The sequence below is a fragment of the Wolbachia endosymbiont (group B) of Pammene fasciana genome, assembly GCF_947251495.1.
GTDB lineage: Bacteria > Pseudomonadota > Alphaproteobacteria > Rickettsiales > Anaplasmataceae > Wolbachia.
Genome location: NZ_OX366360.1, coordinates 302,321 through 321,798, shown reverse-complemented (window position 1 = coordinate 321,798; position 19,478 = coordinate 302,321). Strand labels below are relative to the sequence as shown.

Genomic DNA, 19,478 nt, shown 5'->3' with positions numbered 1-19,478 from the left:
TGTTTTTAAACTTATATTATATATATAAATACTCCACTATTTTATAGTATGGCACGCTATAGTTAAATGTTTATTAATAATATGCTCACTTATATACACGAATTAATTGATAAAAGCCAAGGATCAATATCTATCAGTGATTTTATGAACGCTGCTCTATATCATAAAGAGTACGGCTATTACATGAATAAATTACCACTTGGCAAAGATGGTGACTTCATTACTGCACCTGAAATTAGTCAGCTATTTGGTGAAACAATTGCAGTGTGGATAATGAATACATGGGAAAAATTAGGAAAGCCATCAAAATTTTCTCTAGTTGAACTTGGACCAGGTAAAGGAACACTCATTCATGATGTAATAAGAGTCACCAAAAAATATAGCTGTTTTTTTAGCTCAATGGACATTCATCTAGTTGAGATAAGCCCTATTTTACAGAAAATACAAAAGGAAAAATTAAAGGGATTAGATATTAATTGGCACACAGATGTCGACAACTTACCAAATCAGCCAACTATTTTTTTTGCAAATGAGTTATTTGACGCCCTTCCAATTGACCAATTTATTTATCGTGATGGGCAGTGGTATGAAAATAGAGTAATAAAACAAGATGATGGCAGTCTTTCATTGTCACTCCAGTGCTTAACCAGACCAAAAACTGGATTCCAGACTGGAATGACAGGGGGTTTCAATGGTGCAGTAGTGGAAGTATGCCTAGCCGGAATCGAAATATTAAAGAAACTTGAGAATAAGATAGTCAATAACGGAGGAGCTGCCCTGATTATAGATTATGGTTATGTATATCCTGAATATAAGAGCACTTTGCAATCGATAAGGCAGCATCAGTATGCTAATTTTCTTGAAAATATTGGTAACAGTGATATTACTGCACTTGTAAACTTTCAAGCGTTAAAAGATTCATTAAAATACTTAAATTGTGAGATTTTAACTCAAAGAGAATTTTTATATTTGTTTGGTATAAAGGAAAGAGCGCAAGCTTTAATGGAAAATGCAAGTAATGAACAGAAGAATAAGATCTTCAGTGAATTTTTAAGGTTAACTGAAAATATGGGTACTCTCTTTAAGGTAATGCTGATTCACCATTTGTAGTCTTGTGTAGTTCTTATGTTAAACATACAAATACTAAAAAATTTACAGAATAAAAAAGGTAAAAAAAACGTATCTGTTCAGCAGAGTAGCAAAATAAGATAGACAGATAAGACTATCATAGGAACAAATAGGTGTCATGAAAGTAGCTGACACTGGCACGACAACAAAAAAGTTACTCAAATGACACCCTTTTGATGCACAATTTTTGGTGCATCACGTACTGATTTTCATCCAAGACGATGTCATGCAAGTAGCTGACACTGGCATCCAGCCTTTTCGCGCAAAAAACGTTGTAAAGTGTTTAGTTGGATCCCAGCTGGAATGACACTTGGTTATGCAAGAAATCTATTGTCAAAAAAAATTACTTCCGCATATTTTGAATCTGATTATAATGACGATTAGAGATATTTTAAGAGCTCAAAATCTATCTTTGTCTGCAGACTTTCAGTTAACTTTTCAATAAAAAACGTAGCGTATCTTTTTCAGCGGTCTGTCATATGTGCGCTGCATTTTTTTCTAATCTTTTTATACAGGAGGATTTTATGTCCAGAATTCCAGATACTTGACCTTTACTTTAGCTAATAACAGGCGCCTGTGATTTTTATAAAGAAAGTGTAGGAAAAACTGTTTCCAGGCATAAATTTGCCATGTATACCTAAAAAGTAATTATATTAGCATAATATTCATACTTATATGCCAATATTAATATTCTTTGAATGGAATACGAAATTAATGTTGAAAAAATATGTACCAAAAAATTTATGTGGGATCTATGCCGAAGCTCAAATTGCATGACACCATTTATTTTTATGGTTTTGTCTATTTTATTTTGCCACTCTGCTAAACGGATACATTTAATTCCATTTTTATCGAGCAGATAATTGTCATATATTAGCTTAGTTCTCCTGTTATACTTAAATATAAATCAGCATAGCCCTAATTTTTTTATATATTTTACTTCTTTCTCTATATTTAATAATAGGCTTGAAAATAAATGGTAAACCTATAATTGTTAAGCTTAGAGCTAGGATTGAAAGTACACAAAAGGCTTTGTGTTTACTATGTAGCTCTTTCAAGTAAAGCATCAAAAACCTACAAAATTTTTTGTAATTTTCTTCAATATTTTTTTTGCTATGAGCCTTGTCAATAAACATATCTATTGCAGTATAATCATTACTACAATTAATTGCCCCTTTTTCTATTAATAGCTGAGCTATATCAAAATAATCCTTTTGAATAGTAAGATGCAGAGGTGTAAAACCTTGTTGATCACAAATATTCATATTGGCTTTTACTGCTAACAACATTCTTACAATTTCTACATGGCCTTTTTTAGCTGCAAGTAGCAGAGGAGTTCTGTTGCATCTAGTGACGGCATTAACGTTTACCTTAAGCTCCAATAAGAACTTAACTGCTTTAGTATCACCATTATAGCTAGCTTTATGTAACCTGGTGTTACCGCTACAATCTTGGTCATCTGCTTCTATTCCCTTTGAAACAAGAAATGTTACCATTTGCCTATTATTATGCTTAATAGCGCAATCCAGTGCATCAAAACCATGTTTATTTTTTGTGCAAATAAACTCTTTTAACTTAGCTTTTGCTTGCTTTACAATAAGCTTTACCAGTTGCATTTTGTTGTTATATGCTGCTAGAAAAAGCGTAGTATTATTTTCTGCATCTTTTGCTTCTATGTTTGCACCTTTCTTTATCAGATATTCTATAATCTCTGCTCTACTTTCATAATGTGTAGTACATTGATAAATGGTCAAAAATAAAGGAGTACGAAAGTTGTTATCTTCACATTCAAGATTTGCTCCGCTATCAATTAAAATCTGGACGCTCTTTTTAGAACCGTATAATGAAGCTATGTGAAGAGGAGTATAGCCTTCCTCAGCATCTTTTTCATTAATTTTTGCGCCTTTTGTTATTAAAAAATCCATTAATTCTGTGTCATCTTGTAGTGTAGCAAGGTGAAGTGGAGTAAATCCATTTTTATCTCTAGAATTAATTGTCAGTTGATTAACAAGAAGTTTAGCAATTTTTTTGTGTCCATGCATAATAGCATAATGCAGTGGATTTCTATTTTCATTGTCCACAACATTAAAGTCAGCTTCGTGCTCTAATAATGATTTTACTCCAACTAAATCGCCTTCTTTTGTAAACTTATGCAAGAGAGTGACTCCGCTTACATCTTTTGAGTTAATATCAAATCCACTTTCTACCAATTGATGTATGTCTTCCTCACACGCCATACCATTTTAATTAAACCCTTTTCGCATTAACAATACTCCCACTTAATTAAGTTTGAATGAATCTGTAAGAGAGATATAAACGTTAGGGAGATTTGCGATAAACGGTAAGAAAAAGGGCAGAAAGTCAAAATCTATCTAACACAACTAAATTTTACCTGCTTTTTTTGTACTCTATCTCTACTTTTGCATTTACATTTGCTGAATCACTTTCCTGCTTTACAATAAGGAGATCCATATGTTTTCTATGTAGCTAAGTAAGAAGAATCTTTGCTCGAACTTGTACATTTTGAAATATTTTTACAAAACTCTATAAAATCATTCACTGCCTCGTTCTCATTCTTAACCTCAACCTTTTTAGATTTAAGATCTTTAAGTACATTATTGAAATCATCCATGTTCACTGTCACTTTTAGCTCTTCATCTTCTGACTCTTCTTCGCAAATCTGATCTACAGCATGAAGTTTTGCTTCATTTACCAAATTTTCTAGATCAGCTCCTGAAAAACCATTAGTTTCTTCTGCAAGTTTTGCTAGATTTACATCTGGTGCCATTGGCACTTTTTCCGTATAAAGACCCAATATTTTTTCACGTAGGCTTTTATCTGGTAAAAGAATTTCAATATGTTTAGAGAGGCGACCTGATCTAATTACTGCTTCATCTAAACTTTCTAGACGATTAGTTGCAGCAATGATTGTCACGCCTTCTATAGGATTAAAACCATCAAGCTCGCATAAAAACTGATTTACAATTCGGTTGTGTTCTTCATCACTTCGTCCACTATTACTACGTTTTGTACAAACAGCATCTATTTCATCTATAAAGACTATGCAAGGAGCATTTTCTCTCGCTTTTGCAAAAAGATCTTTTATGTAATGCGCGCTGTGTCCAGCATATTTTTGCATACATTCAGATCCAGAAACGCTAATAAATTTAGCACTAGCTTCACATGCAATTGCACGAGCAATAAGAGTTTTACCATTTCCAGGTGGACCGTATAAAATATAGCCTGTTGGCATTTTGCAACTTAGCATTTCAAGAGCTTTCTTCTTCTCTGATATATGACCACAAATCATTTTTAACTCTTTTCTTACTTCCTCTGAAACAATAACATCATCAAGTGTTACTTTTTTCTGCTTGTCTGGATCAACTATCTCTATTCTAGAAGAGCCTTTTATTGCACAAACAAGATCATTTAATTTTTTTGAGCGCGTTGCTTTATTAACCGATTTTTTTTCATCACTCACTTCTTCAATATTTATTATGTTTGAATCTTGCTCGTTTTTAATCTCATTTTTAGCATCCAATTCAGCCGCTTTGTACGTAATATATTTAGCTATAGATGCAAATGCATACAAAATACTTACACACAATAACACCTTTAATACAGGCACATCAGGTACAATTAAATTAACCGCAACAATTGATGTTGCCATAGCAGCACCTAACAACAACATTGAGCCAAAAACGATATAACCTTGAATTTTCGCTTTTTTCAGCTGCATTAAGTATCCAGAGCCATTAGGATGCTTGAATGCATAAATATTCACTGGAGTTTTACCATGAAAATTCTTTAACCAAGGATCTGCATTTTTTCTTATTAGAATTGATATTGTTTTTCTACTTCCATTATCTGCAGCATAATGCAAAGGGGTATTGCCCTCTTTATCCATTACATTAACACTTATTCCTTTATTTAAGAAAAATTCTACTACTTCAACATGACCATTTTCAGCAGCTAAATGTAAAGGAATCTTCTCGCGCTTACTATCTTTCTTATTAACATCAGCTCCTCCTGCTACCAGGACTTTTGCTACGTTTTCAAAGCCACCTCTAGCAGCTACGTGCAACAATGTAAGTTCTTGACTAAATAAATGATTTACATCAAATTTAACTTTCTTCCACTCTTCATGTAGATCTTGATTCTGTTTCTCTAGTTCTTCTTGTATTTCCTGAATTATATTATCTTCATTTAAATCTGTCTTATCGTTAATTATACTCAGTACTTCTGCTAGTAATTGATCACTTGTCATAATCTCATCTTTAATCTTAAATGATATATTTAATTATTATATAATTAAAATAAAAATTCAATATTTATTTAAACAAGTTAATAATTGGATTGTGAATAGCAAATTAGATCCAAGTAGCCCCATCTCACACTACTGTCATCCCAGTGCCCAGACACCAGCCTTTCTTACCAACAAAAACTTAGCATAACTTTTGTTCTCAAAAAATTTCTGGATTCCAGTGGGCTTTGTTGCACCACTCAAGGAAAGAACAGGCAGTTACTGATGGAATTTGTTATAAAATAGATATTTAGCCGACAAAGGAAAAATATGCCAATAAGAATGAAAGTCAGTAACTGCAATGAATATAACAAATTTCTTCAAGAAAGGGGAAATGTTTTTCATTATATCAACGATGCCATTGAAAATTGGTACGAAAATAGTCCAAAAGTAGCAGGTGGCAACAATGTCTACAGCGACAAAGTAGTGATTCTAATTCACATAATAACCTATCTATTCAGGATTGGTCTTAGGCAAACAGTGGGATTTATAGAGAAATATCTTGAGCAAATAGGGAAAATTTTGCAAATTATCAGCTATTCGCAGGCTTCAAGAAGGTTTAAAAAGCTTAATATCAAAATCAACGACTGCAGAGTTGATAAGAACGATATGGAAGATATTGAAATTGCTATAGATAGTACAGGTATCAGCATCTACAATAATATTCCAGGCCATAGTAAGGCAAATGGTACAGATAGAAAGTATCGCCGCTATGAGCAAACAAGAAAGCTACATGTAATGCTAGAGATAGGTAGTAAAAAAGTTATAGCTGCAAAATACAGTAGTGGAGTTTATTCCGACCACTATGGAGCCTGTGATCTTATTGAAAGAGTGGATACCAAGTATAACATAAGCACGATATATGCAGATAGGGCATATAATCGAAAGAAGTTATACAAACTGTGCGATGAGCTTGACATAAAGACAAGGATTCCTCCGCAAAATAATGCAGTAGAGCATCCAAAGTTGGATTATATGAATGAGAGAAATTCTACAATCAAGCTCATAAAGTCATATGATGAAGATGGTATGAAGAGGTGGAAAAAAGAGATAAATTATTGGAAGAGATCTTATATAGAAAGTTTTTTCTCGCGACTGAAGCAAATATTTGGATTTAGTTTTAGGAATAAATCTGAGATTAATCGTGAGAAGGAACTGCTACTCAAGTGTTATTTGCTTAACAAATTTACTGAAATAGGCATGGCTAAGTTTGATATAGCTTCATGAATTTATTATACATTACCCACTATCCGAAGAGCTGTGCAACAAAGCCAACTGGAATCCAGTTTCTATTGTACAGCCACCTGGTGTGCTCATTTAAAGTGAAGTTTTCTGGATCCCAGTGTCTGGGGACTGGGATGACATCTTTCTTGATCTCTTGTATCACAATGTTCGTACAGCTATGTGCTTGTTAGCGGAATCTACAACGAGATACCGCAGTGGTATGACGTAGTAGCTATATATAGACAAATTTTCTTTTCTTAGATATAATCTTAAGAAACCTTCCATATGAAAATTAAAAGAGCTTTAATATCAGTATACGATAAGACAAATATAATTGAACTTGCATCGTTTTTGATGCAGCAACAAATAGAAATTCTCTCAACAGGGAATACTTATAAAGTGCTATCAGGTGCGGGAATAAAAACGCAAGAAGTTTCAGATTACACACAATTTCCAGAAATACTAGATGGCAGAGTGAAAACTTTACATCCTAAAATTCATGGAGGAATACTCTGTGATCGAAAAAGGCACGAAAAGGAAATGCAGAATCTAGAAATTAAGCCGATAGATCTGCTTATAACTAACTTATATCCATTTTGGAAAACGGTTAATAGCAACTCAAGTGAGAAGCAAATCATAGAACAAATAGATATAGGTGGAGTAGCATTAATTAGAGCTACAGCAAAAAACTTTCATTTCACTTCAGTGATTTCTAGCATTCAAGATTACGAAACACTGAAAGCTGAGATGATCAAAAATAACAATCAGACAACATTAGAATATAGAAAACATCTAGCAACTAAAGCATTTGCTCTGACTGCACAGTATGATTCTAATATTTACAATTGGTTTTTATCACAGGGTAAAAGCAATGAGTTACCAGAGTTTTTTACTTTATATGGATGTAAAGCACAAGGACTCAGATATGGTGAAAATCCTCATCAAAAAGCTGCATTTTATAGCAATCAATTTAGCAAGTATCCACTGGAGAAAATACATGGAAAAGAGTTGAGCTATAATAATATAGTCGACATAGAGTCTGCACTTAACATAATTTCTGAGTTTCAAGAACCTGCAGCAGTGATAATAAAGCACAATAATCCATGTGGCGCTGCTGTTAGTGATAGTGCTTTAAAAGCATATGAAAAAGCTCTATCATGTGATGAAATAAGCAGTTTTGGTGGAATAGTTGCTTTCAATCGGGAGATAGATTTAAAGCTAGCAGAGAAATTAAACGAGATATTTTTGGAAGTGATGATAGCACCATCGGTAAACAATGAGGCACTAAAAATTTTACAAAAAAAGAAAAATTTAAGAGTGATTATTCATCAATCTCTTCAGCAAAATGCAAAATATCAAATCAAAAATGTTGTTGGCGGGTTCTTAGTGCAAGAAAATAATAACCATACAGTAAAAGTAGAAGAAATAAACCGAGTGACAGAATGCACTACAACAAAAAAAGAGAAGGAAGATCTTATTTTTGCTTGGAAAATATGTAAACATGTAAAATCCAATGCAATAGTGATAGCAAAAGACGGTTGTGCTATTGGCATCGGTGCAGGACAAACAAGCAGAATAGATAGTGTGAATATTGCAGTAAAAAAAGCAGGTGAAAAATGTAAAGGCGCAGCGCTTGCTTCAGATGCATTTTTTCCATTTCCAGATAGTATAGTAGAAAGTGCAAAGCATGGAATTACAGCTATAATTCAGCCAGGTGGCTCATTGAAAGATCAAGACGTGATAGCAGCTGCAAATGAGAATAAAATTGCCATGTTTTTCACTGATGTTCGTAACTTTCTCCATTAAGCTTTGTATCCTGTCAAAATTATACCCACACAGGGCTTTGTTGCATAGCAGCTTATAGGTATGAAAATTGTAGTAAATTTATGTAGTTACTTTAAACTCAACTATACCTATCTGTAATTGTAAACTGTACTCTTGAGCTCCTGATGCGATTTATAGCAAATCCTAAAATGCCTTGCTGTTTTTCCTTATAGACATTCAGCTTACCTTGTACATTAGCCTATCTGGATGACATTTTACTTTTTCTAGAATATAATAATTCCCTAGAAATTACCCTACTCAATTCTATTGTACCTTGTTTAACATTGAAACATGAGTCTGGAATCTAGAAATTTTTTAAGAACAAAAGTTATTCTAAGTTTTTGTTGGTAAGAAAGACTGGATTCCAGTGGGCTTTGTTGCATAGCTCAGATAAAAAGAACTGGAAGTTACTGACGAAATTCACTATAAAACAGGCATTTAACCTACGAAAGAAAAATATGTCACAAAAAATGAGAGTCAGTAACTGCCATGGATATAACAGATTTCTGCAAGAAAGAGGAAATATTTTTCATTTTATTAATGAGGCAATAGAAAATTGGTACGAAAATAGCCCCAAAATGCGAGGTGGAAATTATATTTATAGTAATAAAGTTGTGATTTTAGTGCATATAGTCGCTAGTCTCTTTAGAATTGGCTTAAGACAAACGGTAGGGTTTATAAAAGGATATTTGCAGCAAGTAGTTAGCAGTCATTAGCTATTCGCAGGCTTCAAGAAGGTTTCAATATTAAGATCAATGATTGCAGAGTTGATAAAAACAATATGGAAGATATTGAAATTGCCATAGACAGTACAAGTATCAGATAATACACCTGGTCACAGTAAGGAAAATAGCGAAGTATCGCAGTTATAAACAGGTAAGAAAGCTACACGTAATATTGAGTATAAATAGTAAAAAAGCTATAGCTGCACAATATAGCAATGGTGCCTACTCCGACCATTATGGTGCTTGCGACTTGCTCAGCTTTCAGCATGCTATAAAAGCATTATATGCAGACAGAGCCTATCAAGCTTTATAAATTGTGCAAAAAATATGATATAAAGACAAAATTTTACCGAAAAATCGTGCAGCGGAGCATACAAAATTGGATTATATGGCTGAAAGGAATGCTGCCATTAGATTATGTGGTAAAGACGGTGTGAAAGAGTGGAAGAAGGAAGCAGTTTATGGAAAAAGGTCATATATTGAAGGATTTTTTTCAAGATTAAAGCAAATATTTGGGTTTAGTTTTAGAAATAGATCTGAAGTAAATCGAGAAAAAGAGTTGCTAATAAAATGTTACTTACTCAATAAATTTACTGATATTGGCATGGCTAAGTTTTAGGTAGTTTCATGAATTTTTTATGCTTTACCCACTATCCGATAAGCGATGCAACAAAGCCATCCCAGTGTAAGCTACTCGGTTGACACCATCATAGAGATCAGCTACTTGGATGATAAAAGTAAGAAATATCGAAGTGTTGTGCTAGACTTTATACCTCTTGCATTCAAACTCACATAAATCATGAATTGTGCACGCTTCACACAAAGGTTTTTGTGCCTTGCAAATGTATCTACCGTGTAAAACTAGCCAATGATGAGCATAAAGTAGGTATTTTTTTGGCACTACATTCAAAAGAGACTGCTCTGTTTTAAGTACATCTTTTTCTTTCACAAGCCCAACTCTATTGCTCACTCTAAAAACGTGAGTATCAACTGCCAATGTTGGAATACCAAGCCCTGAATTTAAGAACACATTAGCGCTCTTTCTCCCAACCCCTGGTAAAGATACCAAATCATCGAAATTAGTAGGCACTTTGCTATTGTACCTCTCAATCAATATTTTGCTGAGCCCGATTATATTTTTTGCTTTGGAATTATATAAACCAATACTGCTTATGCATTTTCTCAGCTCACTTTGCCCAAGATTCAACATCTTTTCTGGCGTATCAGCGATACTAAATAGCTCCTTTGTAATTTTATTAACACTTATATCGGTCGTCCGCGCTGACAGAACTATTGCAACTAATAACGTAAAATGATTGGTATAATTTAGCTCTATTTTTGGCGCAGGATTTGACTGTTGAAATTTTTCAAATATTAATTCTACTTTTTTTGAGTCCATGCATAGAGCTAAAAGCTTATACTATACTGTTTGCTGTGCAAATTCAATTGCTTGAGGATTAGATAGTCCTTCAGTATTAACATCAGACATATCAGTTTTTACCTCATCAAAATTCCTCTCAGCAAATTTGCTTGCCACTTCTGCAAAACACTTTCTAACAAGAGGCATAATTATCGGCATTAATAGCCTTCGTGGATCATACCGTCCTAACAGATCAGTCTCCTTTTGCACTCTATCTCTTGGATCCTCTTCTAGTAAATCTTTTGTGTGCTTGTCAGCATATATTTCACAGCCTTTTGAGAAAACAGGAGCTAACATTTCAATTAATACTGCCAATAACAATAGTGGACCAAGTACAGCTCCACCAACAGTTAATCCATTAGCAATGAAATTTATTGTAACTAAATAAACAGAAAAAGCAGCTAAAGGATAGTTGATAAGAAGCTTACTACTTAGCTCGATATAGCTCATTTTACTCATGAATTCATCAGTAGAAATTTCTGAATTTTTATACTTTTCCATATAATAATTCACTAATAAACCAGAGGCTCTACTAATAGCGATGTTAAATGCTATGATCCACCATGAAAAATAGCAACCTATAGTAACTGTAGTTAACAGGCCTAAGGGTAGAACACTAAGAGTCCGAATAAATAGTAAGGCATTTTTACGTTCTATAAATCTTAACGCTAATTCTTTTTTATCCTCATCTACTAGGTTCTTTTTTTCCTTTAGAGGAGAAATATAATTGAATAATTGTATGCTTGGCTTTGCTATATATTGATATAACTCTTGCATTAACTTTGCACTTTGTACACTCCTCTGAAAATTATCTAAATTTGGATTTAGCAAAATCCTCTCTATTTGAGCCTGAAGTTCATTATAGCTTTTTAGGTCTTCTCCAAACGAACAATCATTTCTTTTTAGTATAGCAATCAACCCATCAAAATCTTTACCTACAGCTTCTTCCTCACTGATTTTTAGCTCGTTAAACAACTTTCTCCTATAGTGAAACTCTCTTGCCGTTAAACGTCCATTACTTTCAGCATCAACGCTGACTTTAACACAAGGATTTCCTGACTCCAAAGGTTTAATGTACTTTTTTAGCTCTTGATAAGCTTTATAAATCTGATCAAATCTATTTTTGTTTCCACCTTTGTCAGGATGGTTTACAAGTATCAATTTATTATATTGTTTTTTCAGAAACTTGCTAAGAGCTTGATAATCTTTACCTACAATTTGTTCAGCTTTTATCTCTAGTACGTTAAACAGACCATTACTATCATAAAACTCCTGACCAGTTAACTTAAAATGTTGACTCATTACTACACCTCACATAAATACACGATGCTATTAGTATAATATATTTAATGTTTCACACAAGCATAAAAATATCAAGCAACCACTAAGAGAAGAAACCCTCTTTCCCATCATACAAATACAACTTATCCATTCTCACCACATCAAAATTGTGTTCCTCAAATTTGATTAGCAAGTTATTCACATCACTATTTGTAATTTCATTATTTGCAATAAACCTGCAGATTATTTGGTCACTTGAAGACTTTGAGCCTCCTGGCCAAATTGCAAGTCCTTTTGAGTATATTGCTATCATTTTCAGATTACTCGATTCAAATAACCTAACTATTTGATCAAAATTGTTGGATTTGTCCCAAGCAAGCGTTATATCACTACCCACTAGCTTTTTAACTTTGTAATCTTGTTCGTAATTGTCTTGTACTTTATTTATTTTACTATCCGAATCACTGCTAATTATAAGCTCAGATAACGTTGTGGGTTTTTTCCCTAGATTATCTATAACAGCTTTTGCAAATTCTTTGGTACCAACTTTCTGCTTACTCCTTTTCTTCTTATATAAATCAGCGGTATGTACTCCATCTTCCAAAGTCTTGAGCCATGCATCGTAGATTAGTTTTGCAGTACTCACTTGACCAATATAGACCAACATATGTACTGCGGCATTTAAAAGACCAGAAGGATTAGCTATATTTTTTCCTGCAATATCAGGAGCAGAGCCGTGAACCGCTTCAAACATTGCATATTCATTACCTATATTGCTACTTCCTGCAAGCCCTACAGAACCTGAGGTTTGTGCTACTATGTCTGATAATATGTCGCCATATAGATTTTCAGTTACTATAACATCGAAATTCTCGGGTTCTGTGGCAACACGTGCCATTCCAATATCAACTATATAATGTTCCGCCTTTATATCCGGATATTCTTTTGCAATACGATCAAACGCTGCATGAAAAGCGCCGTCAGTCATTTTCATTATGTTGTCTTTAGTCAGGCAAGTTACTTTCTTTCTGTTATGTTTTTTCGCATATTCAAAAGCATACCTGCATATTTTTTCTGAGCCAGATCTAGTAATAATTTTAGTGCATTGGTACGAGTCACCAGTGAGCCTATGCTCTATTCCGGTGTAAACGTCCTCTTCATTTTCGCGTATTACAACAACATCAAATTTATCGAATTTATTTTCTATAACAGGGTGATACGAAATGCATGGTCTAATGTTTGCATACAGCCCTAAGTTCTTTCTGAGTGCAACGTTTAAGCTTTTGTGCCCTTTACCTTGAGGGGTTGTTGTTGGAGATTTGAGTAATATCTTTGTCCTTTCGATAGATTCCCAACCACTCGGAGAAATTCCATGAGACCATTCCTTACTATAAACACGCTCCCCTATTTCAATAATATCTATTGAGATCTCTGCTTTCGCTTCACGCAATATCGACAGCACCGCTTCCATAATTTCTGGTCCGATACCATCACCATACGCAACTGTGACTGATGTTGACATAACTTCCTTAACTGTAAATGATTTAATGTTAATTCAAATAATAAAGTGGGTCAATGTTGCTAAAATAGCATATTTACGGTTATTTAATAATGAACTTTTATACTGGTTATAGCATTGCAAAATATGGAAAGTGTATGGATACTAAAATAAGTTATGCAGGGATTACAAGACGTATTTTTGCATTTGCAATCGATTATATTTTAGTACAGGGAATGGGGTTTGTTATCGGATTTATCATTGGATTTACTTTAGCATATTCTCTATCACTCAATGTAACTGAAATGATTTTAGATAAAGCAGTAGCTATACAAGTAATAGGGTTGATATTGGAATTAATATTTTATGCATTTACGATAATAGAATTCGGCGGAACTCCGGGACAATTATTGCTTCGTATGCATATAAAAGACAAAAATACACTTGAAAAAATCACTATAACACAAACAATAATCAGAACAGGAACTTTTGGAGTGTTATATTTTATAATTTTTTATACAATATTGAGTATTTCTAGTCTATTTATAATTTTACCAATTATTATCATATTGTTTGCAACATTTGATAAGCATAAACAGTTCCTTAATGACAAAATTGCAAAAACAGTAGTAATAGAATATAAACCTAGTTGATGTTTTTCTTTAGTTGTTACCACCAAGGGTGTTATTCCAGCGCGTGACCCACATCTGTACGAACATTGCAATTAGCAGGTAATTTGCATAATAGAGGGTGTCATCCCAGTGTCAGCTACTTTCATGACAAGAAAAGAAGCACTGGTTTCACATGAATCTGAACAGATATCATGTTTTTCTTTAGTTTACTGCTTGCAAAGTGACTTTTTTCGTTTCTGCATGAGCTAAATTAACTACCAATATCATACCTGAAGAACCCACCTGACCATTCTAGAAAATTTAATGCTGAGTACACTTTACTTTTAGCTTCTTCCACAGTGTTTCCTTCTCCTACTATATTTAGTACCCTTCCGCCATCGGAAATCCAATTACCATTTTCATCTAGCTTAGTACCAGCATGAAATACTAGCACTCCAGGAATGTTTTCAATTTTATCCAATCCTTTAATTACCTCTCCTTTTTGATAATCACCAGGATAGCCTTTACTTGCAACGACTACACAAACTGTAGTTTTGTGATTAAACTCCACCATTTTTGTATTTAACTTGCCTTCTGCAACTGATAACATCAACTTTAGCAAATCACAATTTGGATCAAGTCTAGGTAACATAGATTGTATTTCCGGATCCCCAAACCTAACATTATACTCAAGAAGCTTTGGACTATCTTTGCAAATCATTAAACCAGCAAAGAGTACTCCTTTATAGGATGTTCCCATGTTAGTCAGTGCTTGAATTGTAGGATATATTATTTTTTGGATAATTTTTTGCTCCATCTCCTTACTTATAATCGAAGGTGATGAGTATGACCCCATGCCTCCAGTATTTTGTCCCTCATTATTTTCACCAACTCTCTTGTAATCTTTTGCACACCCAAGGGTTACTACCTTCAACCCATCAATAAGAGCAAAAAAACTTACTTCCTCTCCAATTAAAAACTCTTCTATGATTATTTCTTCACCTGACTCACCAAGATTTTTCTCCACTAGCATTGAATCTATTGCTGAAAAAGCCTCATTTTCTGTGTGGCATATTATGACACCTTTCCCTGCTGCAATTCCATTTGCTTTAATTACAAGCGGCAATTTTATTTTATTACTACGGACAAAATTTTTAGCTAACCTTTCATCAATAAAACGTTCATACTTGGCGGTCGGTATACCATATTGTTTACATAGTTCCTTCGTAAAAGACTTTGATGCCTCAAGTTTTGCAGCTGCTTGACTTGGAGCAAAAACGTTTATCCCCTCCGCAGTTAAATCATCAGCAAGTCCATTAATTATCGGTTGCTCTGGACCAATAATTACTAGCTCTATATTTTCTTTCTTGCAAAATTGTGTAACATCCACTGAATCTTGAATATTTATATTCACAAGAACTCCAAAATTCTCCATGGCCGGGCGACCAGGAGTAACATATAACTTAGTCAAGATAGGAGACTTCTTTAGAGCCCAAAGTAAAGCATGCTCACGCCCACCAGAACCTATAACCAAAACCTTCATCTTTATTTCCTCGCTTTTCTATATATGTCAAAATTATTGTTTGCTTATAACAGTATCATTACTCATGTATCTTTGCAACACGTTTGGTATTGTAACTGACCCATCGGAATTTTGATAATTCTCCATTATGGCAACAATTGTTCTTCCTATGGCTAAAGCTGAGCCGTTTAAAGTGTGAACGTATTTTTTTGTTTTTCTGTCATTTTCTAAGAAGTATTTAGTGTTCATTCTTCTTGCCTGGAACGTACCGCAATTTGAGCAGCTTGATATTTCTCTATATTTATTTTGCTCAGGTAACCATACCTCTATGTCATAAGTCTTTTGTGCAGCAAAACCCATATCGCCACTGCAAAGTAGCATTACTCTGTACGGTAATTCTAGTTTTTTTAATATCTCTTCGGCAACACTAGTCATACGTTCAAGCTCGTCTTTTGACTGGTCTTCAGTTGTGATGCTTACCAACTCCACTTTACCAAATTGGTGTTGCCTTATCATACCTCTTGTATCTCGTCCTGCACTGCCAGCTTCTTTACGAAAACATTCTGAATATGCAGTAAAACGAATAGGCAGTTCTTTTTCTTCTATTATTTTGTCAGCAACTAAATTTGTTAAAACTACTTCACTTGTGGGAATTAATCTTAATTTATCGGTAGTTAAATATGAGTCATCAGAAAATTTTGGTAGCTGACCAACGTTATACATCGCCTCGTTTTTCACCAGGGCTGGGTGATACACCTCAGTATAGGCAAATTCATTAACATGTGTTTCCAGCATAAAATTTATTAATGCTCGTCCAAGCTTAGCTAACTGTCCTTTTAATATTGTAAACCTTGATCCAGAAATTTTTGCTGCTTGTTCAAAATCCATCAAGCCTAACCTTTCTCCGAGTTCATAATGAAATTTTGGTGTAAAATCAAATTTTCTTCTCTCTCCATATTTTCTGATTTCTACGTTAGAGCTCTCATCTTCACCTATTGGCACGTTTTGTGCAGAGATATTTGGTAAGTTAGATAAGATATTCATTAAGTTATCTTTCTCCGTTTGCTCTTTTAAGCTGATTGCTTCTATCTCATTTGTTATGTTTCTTGACACTTCTACCTCATTTTCACAGGAGCTTTTGTTCATTTTAAGCCTCTTTATTTCTTCCGTGATCTCATTGCGTTGCTTATTTAAAGCTTGCAATTTAGTAGTCAGTGATCTTTTTTTATGGTCAATCTCTAATATTTCTTCTGTAGTAAATTCTTTCACCCCTCTGCTTTTTATTGCTTTTTCAAATCCTTCAGGGTTTTTGCGTATATGTTCTATATCATGCATATGTTGTGCTATTACTAACATCATTACTGTACTTCAAAAGCTTTTAATGCTCAATATTTTTACATATAAATGCTAATATTGATTTTACCTTCATAATTTGCTAGAATTAGTTAACGTAGTATTCATAAAATATAACATGTTGGGCATCCGAGAAAAGTACAATACATTTAAAGAGAGTACTCACTTCACTAAACTTAAGGCTAGTGGAAGATTTGCTGTCTACGCTTTTTGTATATATTTGGCGACTACATTTACCATTGGCTGTTTGGGATTGATAATGGGATCTTTCCTCTTAACCTTACCACTTGCTATGCTCATCTCCAACCCTATAGTTTGGATTTTAATGGGAATAGTGCTTACAGCAACATACAAGATGGTTATTGAACCTTTATTTTACTTGGTAAAAGATTATGTTGATGGAAAAGGAACTGTAAAGGAAGAAAAGAGTCCAAAAGAGCAAAAATTCACAAGAAGTAAATCACTGGATAGTGGACTAGATACTATATCAAGACAAACAAATGATTCGGATAAGAGGGTACGTAGAAATTCCTATTCTCCATCTACAGATAGTGGTATTGTACCAGGAAGTGAACCTGCCTCAAGTAAAAATAGTCGTAGAAATTCTAATGCTTCAGGAGATAGTGGTTTGGGTGGCAAGGAGTTTCATGAAGATTTACAAACTCTTATGCATCAGACAAATAGAGAAAATTACTATTACTGGCTACAAGAACATGATATTTCTCATATTGCAAGAGCTGTATATAACTATTCAGAAAATTCAAGTGGCAACATACTTTTTTGTATTCCTGGTGATGTGAGTACTTTAAACTCAAAACTGAAAGAGTATAAAATAGAACAAGGGAACACAAAAAAAATCTTTGCCTCGATTATTAATTTAGGAGGAAATCATTGGGTAACACTGATAGTCACATGTAATGGTAACAGACAATTTAGAGCTTATTATTGTGACTCATTTGGTAATAAATTACCAAATGAGGTTGAAGGAAAGGTAAAAGACGATATAAGTCTTGCTAATGAGATTACTGCGGAATGTGTGGAGCCTTTAGGCAATGAAATCGGAGATTTGATAAGGGAAAAAGAAAATAATCCAGACAATGTCAGCCTTAAGGAAAAAAAAGATGATGTTCAAGAAACATTAAATTGCGCAAGAAAACACAAAAACAAATTAGTTAGTAAGCCAATTGATACTAGTTATATAGTGGGCATATTGCAGGAAACCTTAGAGATAGGAAATGATAGCATAAAGAGTTCTGCGGTTGATCAGCAAAAAGATGGCTGTAATTGTGGAGTATTTGCTTTAGAAAATGCTCATAGGATTACGGAAATGCTCAACGAGGATAAATCATTTGATGAAATTGACAGAGAGTTATCAAAGTACAAGCCTAAGCCAGAAGAATTGCAAGAAAAAAGAAGAGAGTTCGCAAAAGCACTTATGGAGGATGAAGAGTGGAAAGAATCCATTGCTGAAGGTGGAATTTTACATGATACTATACAGCAGCTCATTTCTGAAGATAGTAAGAAAGAGGAGGCACAATCTACCATAAGTTCGATTATTCAAAATGTTACTACAACGTGTGCAAGACGTTTGGGCTTAAGTAATTAATCTATAAAATCTATGTCCCTACAAATAGGAAGTTTGACGATTGATTCTCCAGTTATTTTAGCGCCAATGTCTGGAGTGACTGACTATCCATTTAGGAGTATTGTAAAGAAACTTGGTGCAAGTTTGCTAGTCTCAGAAATGATTGCAAGCAGAGCTATGATCATGTAAACTCGCCAGAGCATGCAAAAAGCAAAAGTCGATGAACTAACCGCTGTACAACTTGCTGGTTGTGAGCCTGATGTTATGGCGGAAGCTGCAAAGTTAAATGAGGGCATGGGTGCAAAAATCATAGATATAAATTTTGGTTGTCCAGTTAAAAAAGTTGTAAACGGTTACGCAGGGTCAGCACTTATGCGTGATGAAAAAAAGGCTGCTGAGATAATAGAAGCTGTAGTCAAGGCAGTGAGTGTGCCAGTTACAGTAAAAATGCGTACTGGATGGAATGACGAAAATCGTAATGCTCCGCGCTTGGCAAAAATTGCAGAAGATTTGGGAGCAAAGATGATTACTGTACATGGAAGGACAAGGGCACAGCTTTATAATGGTCAAGCAGATTGGAAATTCGTTAGAAATGTTAAAGAGCAGGTAAAAATTCCAGTTATAGTAAATGGAGATATTAAGAGTTTGAATGATGTTCAAAGTGCACTTAAAGAATCTGGGGCAGATGGAGTAATGATAGGTCGTGGTGCTTACGGCAAACCTTGGCTGATTAATCAAGCAATAAACTTTTTGAGTGGAAATAAAGTTTCTGAGCCAACAGCCTCAGAGAGATTAAGCATAATACTCAAGCATTATGACAGTATTCTTGAGTACTATGGAAGCGATACAGGAATAAAGATGGCCCGCAAACATATAGGATGGTACAGTAGCGGGCTTCAAAACTCATCTGAATTTCGTGTAAGAGTAAATAACATAATAGACAGCACAGAGGTGAAAGAAAATATAATCGATTTTTTTAGTTAAAAACAGATTAAACATACTAC

Annotated in this window: 12 protein-coding genes and 3 pseudogenes; 7 read left to right on the top strand and 8 right to left on the bottom strand. The window is 34.1% G+C overall.

Annotated elements, in window-relative coordinates:
• Window positions 1-81: 81 nt before the first annotated feature.
• A complete protein-coding gene (locus tag OPR29_RS01455) occupies window positions 82-1,110 on the top strand; it encodes a class I SAM-dependent methyltransferase (RefSeq protein ID WP_026097238.1) in 1,029 nt (342 codons plus the stop codon).
• A 914-nt stretch (window positions 1,111-2,024) separates the two neighbouring features.
• Here the strand turns inward: OPR29_RS01455 and OPR29_RS01450 are convergent.
• Window positions 2,025-3,365, bottom strand: a complete 1,341-nt coding sequence (locus tag OPR29_RS01450; protein WP_010406927.1) for an ankyrin repeat domain-containing protein — start codon at window positions 3,363-3,365, stop codon at window positions 2,025-2,027.
• Between the two features lie 242 nt (window positions 3,366-3,607).
• The gene (locus tag OPR29_RS01445) at window positions 3,608-5,395 is read right to left on the bottom strand and encodes an AAA family ATPase (RefSeq protein WP_264687506.1); all 1,788 of its coding nucleotides are present in this window, start codon (window positions 5,393-5,395) and stop codon (window positions 3,608-3,610) included.
• A 306-nt stretch (window positions 5,396-5,701) separates the two neighbouring features.
• Here OPR29_RS01445 and OPR29_RS01440 point away from each other — a divergent pair, with 306 nt between their 5' ends.
• Window positions 5,702-6,658, top strand: a complete 957-nt coding sequence (locus OPR29_RS01440) for an IS5 family transposase (RefSeq protein ID WP_213863789.1) — start codon at window positions 5,702-5,704, stop codon at window positions 6,656-6,658.
• A gap of 46 nt (window positions 6,659-6,704) precedes the next feature.
• Here OPR29_RS01440 and OPR29_RS06055 read toward each other — a convergent pair.
• Window positions 6,705-6,788 (bottom strand): annotated as a pseudogene (locus OPR29_RS06055) (WPE palindromic element domain-containing protein); the annotation flags it as partial.
• A gap of 152 nt (window positions 6,789-6,940) precedes the next feature.
• On the opposite strand from OPR29_RS06055, the gene purH reads away from it, so the two are divergent.
• Window positions 6,941-8,461, top strand: coding sequence for a bifunctional phosphoribosylaminoimidazolecarboxamide formyltransferase/IMP cyclohydrolase (purH, locus tag OPR29_RS01430; RefSeq protein WP_007301976.1), 1,521 nt, complete (start codon window positions 6,941-6,943; stop codon window positions 8,459-8,461).
• A 476-nt stretch (window positions 8,462-8,937) separates the two neighbouring features.
• Window positions 8,938-9,823: pseudogene (locus OPR29_RS06050) on the top strand (IS5 family transposase).
• Window positions 9,824-9,964: 141 nt separating this feature from the next.
• On the opposite strand, the gene nth reads toward OPR29_RS06050, so the two are convergent.
• The 3 genes from nth to icd form a co-directional block, all read right to left on the bottom strand.
• The gene (gene nth, locus OPR29_RS01410) at window positions 9,965-10,603 is read right to left on the bottom strand and encodes an endonuclease III (protein ID WP_007301977.1); all 639 of its coding nucleotides are present in this window, start codon (window positions 10,601-10,603) and stop codon (window positions 9,965-9,967) included.
• Between the two features lie 21 nt (window positions 10,604-10,624).
• The gene (locus OPR29_RS01405; RefSeq protein ID WP_213864012.1) at window positions 10,625-11,926 is read right to left on the bottom strand and encodes a molecular chaperone DnaJ; all 1,302 of its coding nucleotides are present in this window, start codon (window positions 11,924-11,926) and stop codon (window positions 10,625-10,627) included.
• Window positions 11,927-12,008: 82 nt separating this feature from the next.
• The gene (gene icd, locus OPR29_RS01400) at window positions 12,009-13,427 is read right to left on the bottom strand and encodes an isocitrate dehydrogenase (protein WP_214303269.1); all 1,419 of its coding nucleotides are present in this window, start codon (window positions 13,425-13,427) and stop codon (window positions 12,009-12,011) included.
• 134 nt (window positions 13,428-13,561) lie between these two features.
• On the opposite strand from icd, the gene OPR29_RS01395 reads away from it, so the two are divergent.
• Window positions 13,562-14,056 carry an RDD family protein gene (locus OPR29_RS01395; protein WP_264685579.1) on the top strand — a complete coding sequence of 165 codons (495 nt, stop codon included), beginning with the start codon at window positions 13,562-13,564 and terminating at the stop codon, window positions 14,054-14,056.
• 229 nt (window positions 14,057-14,285) lie between these two features.
• Here the strand turns inward: OPR29_RS01395 and purD are convergent, their stop codons facing one another.
• Window positions 14,286-15,557: a phosphoribosylamine--glycine ligase gene (purD, locus tag OPR29_RS01390; RefSeq protein WP_213864009.1), complete on the bottom strand. Its 1,272-nt coding sequence runs from the start codon at window positions 15,555-15,557 to the stop codon at window positions 14,286-14,288.
• A gap of 33 nt (window positions 15,558-15,590) precedes the next feature.
• The gene (gene serS, locus OPR29_RS01385) at window positions 15,591-16,871 is read right to left on the bottom strand and encodes a serine--tRNA ligase (RefSeq protein WP_264336778.1); all 1,281 of its coding nucleotides are present in this window, start codon (window positions 16,869-16,871) and stop codon (window positions 15,591-15,593) included.
• Window positions 16,872-17,007: 136 nt separating this feature from the next.
• Between serS and OPR29_RS01380 the strand changes: the two genes are divergently transcribed.
• Window positions 17,008-18,495, top strand: a complete 1,488-nt coding sequence (locus OPR29_RS01380; RefSeq protein ID WP_265025323.1) for a Ulp1 family isopeptidase — start codon at window positions 17,008-17,010, stop codon at window positions 18,493-18,495.
• A 12-nt stretch (window positions 18,496-18,507) separates the two neighbouring features.
• Window positions 18,508-19,458 (top strand): annotated as a pseudogene (gene dusB, locus OPR29_RS01375) (tRNA dihydrouridine synthase DusB).
• Window positions 19,459-19,478 lie beyond the last annotated feature (20 nt).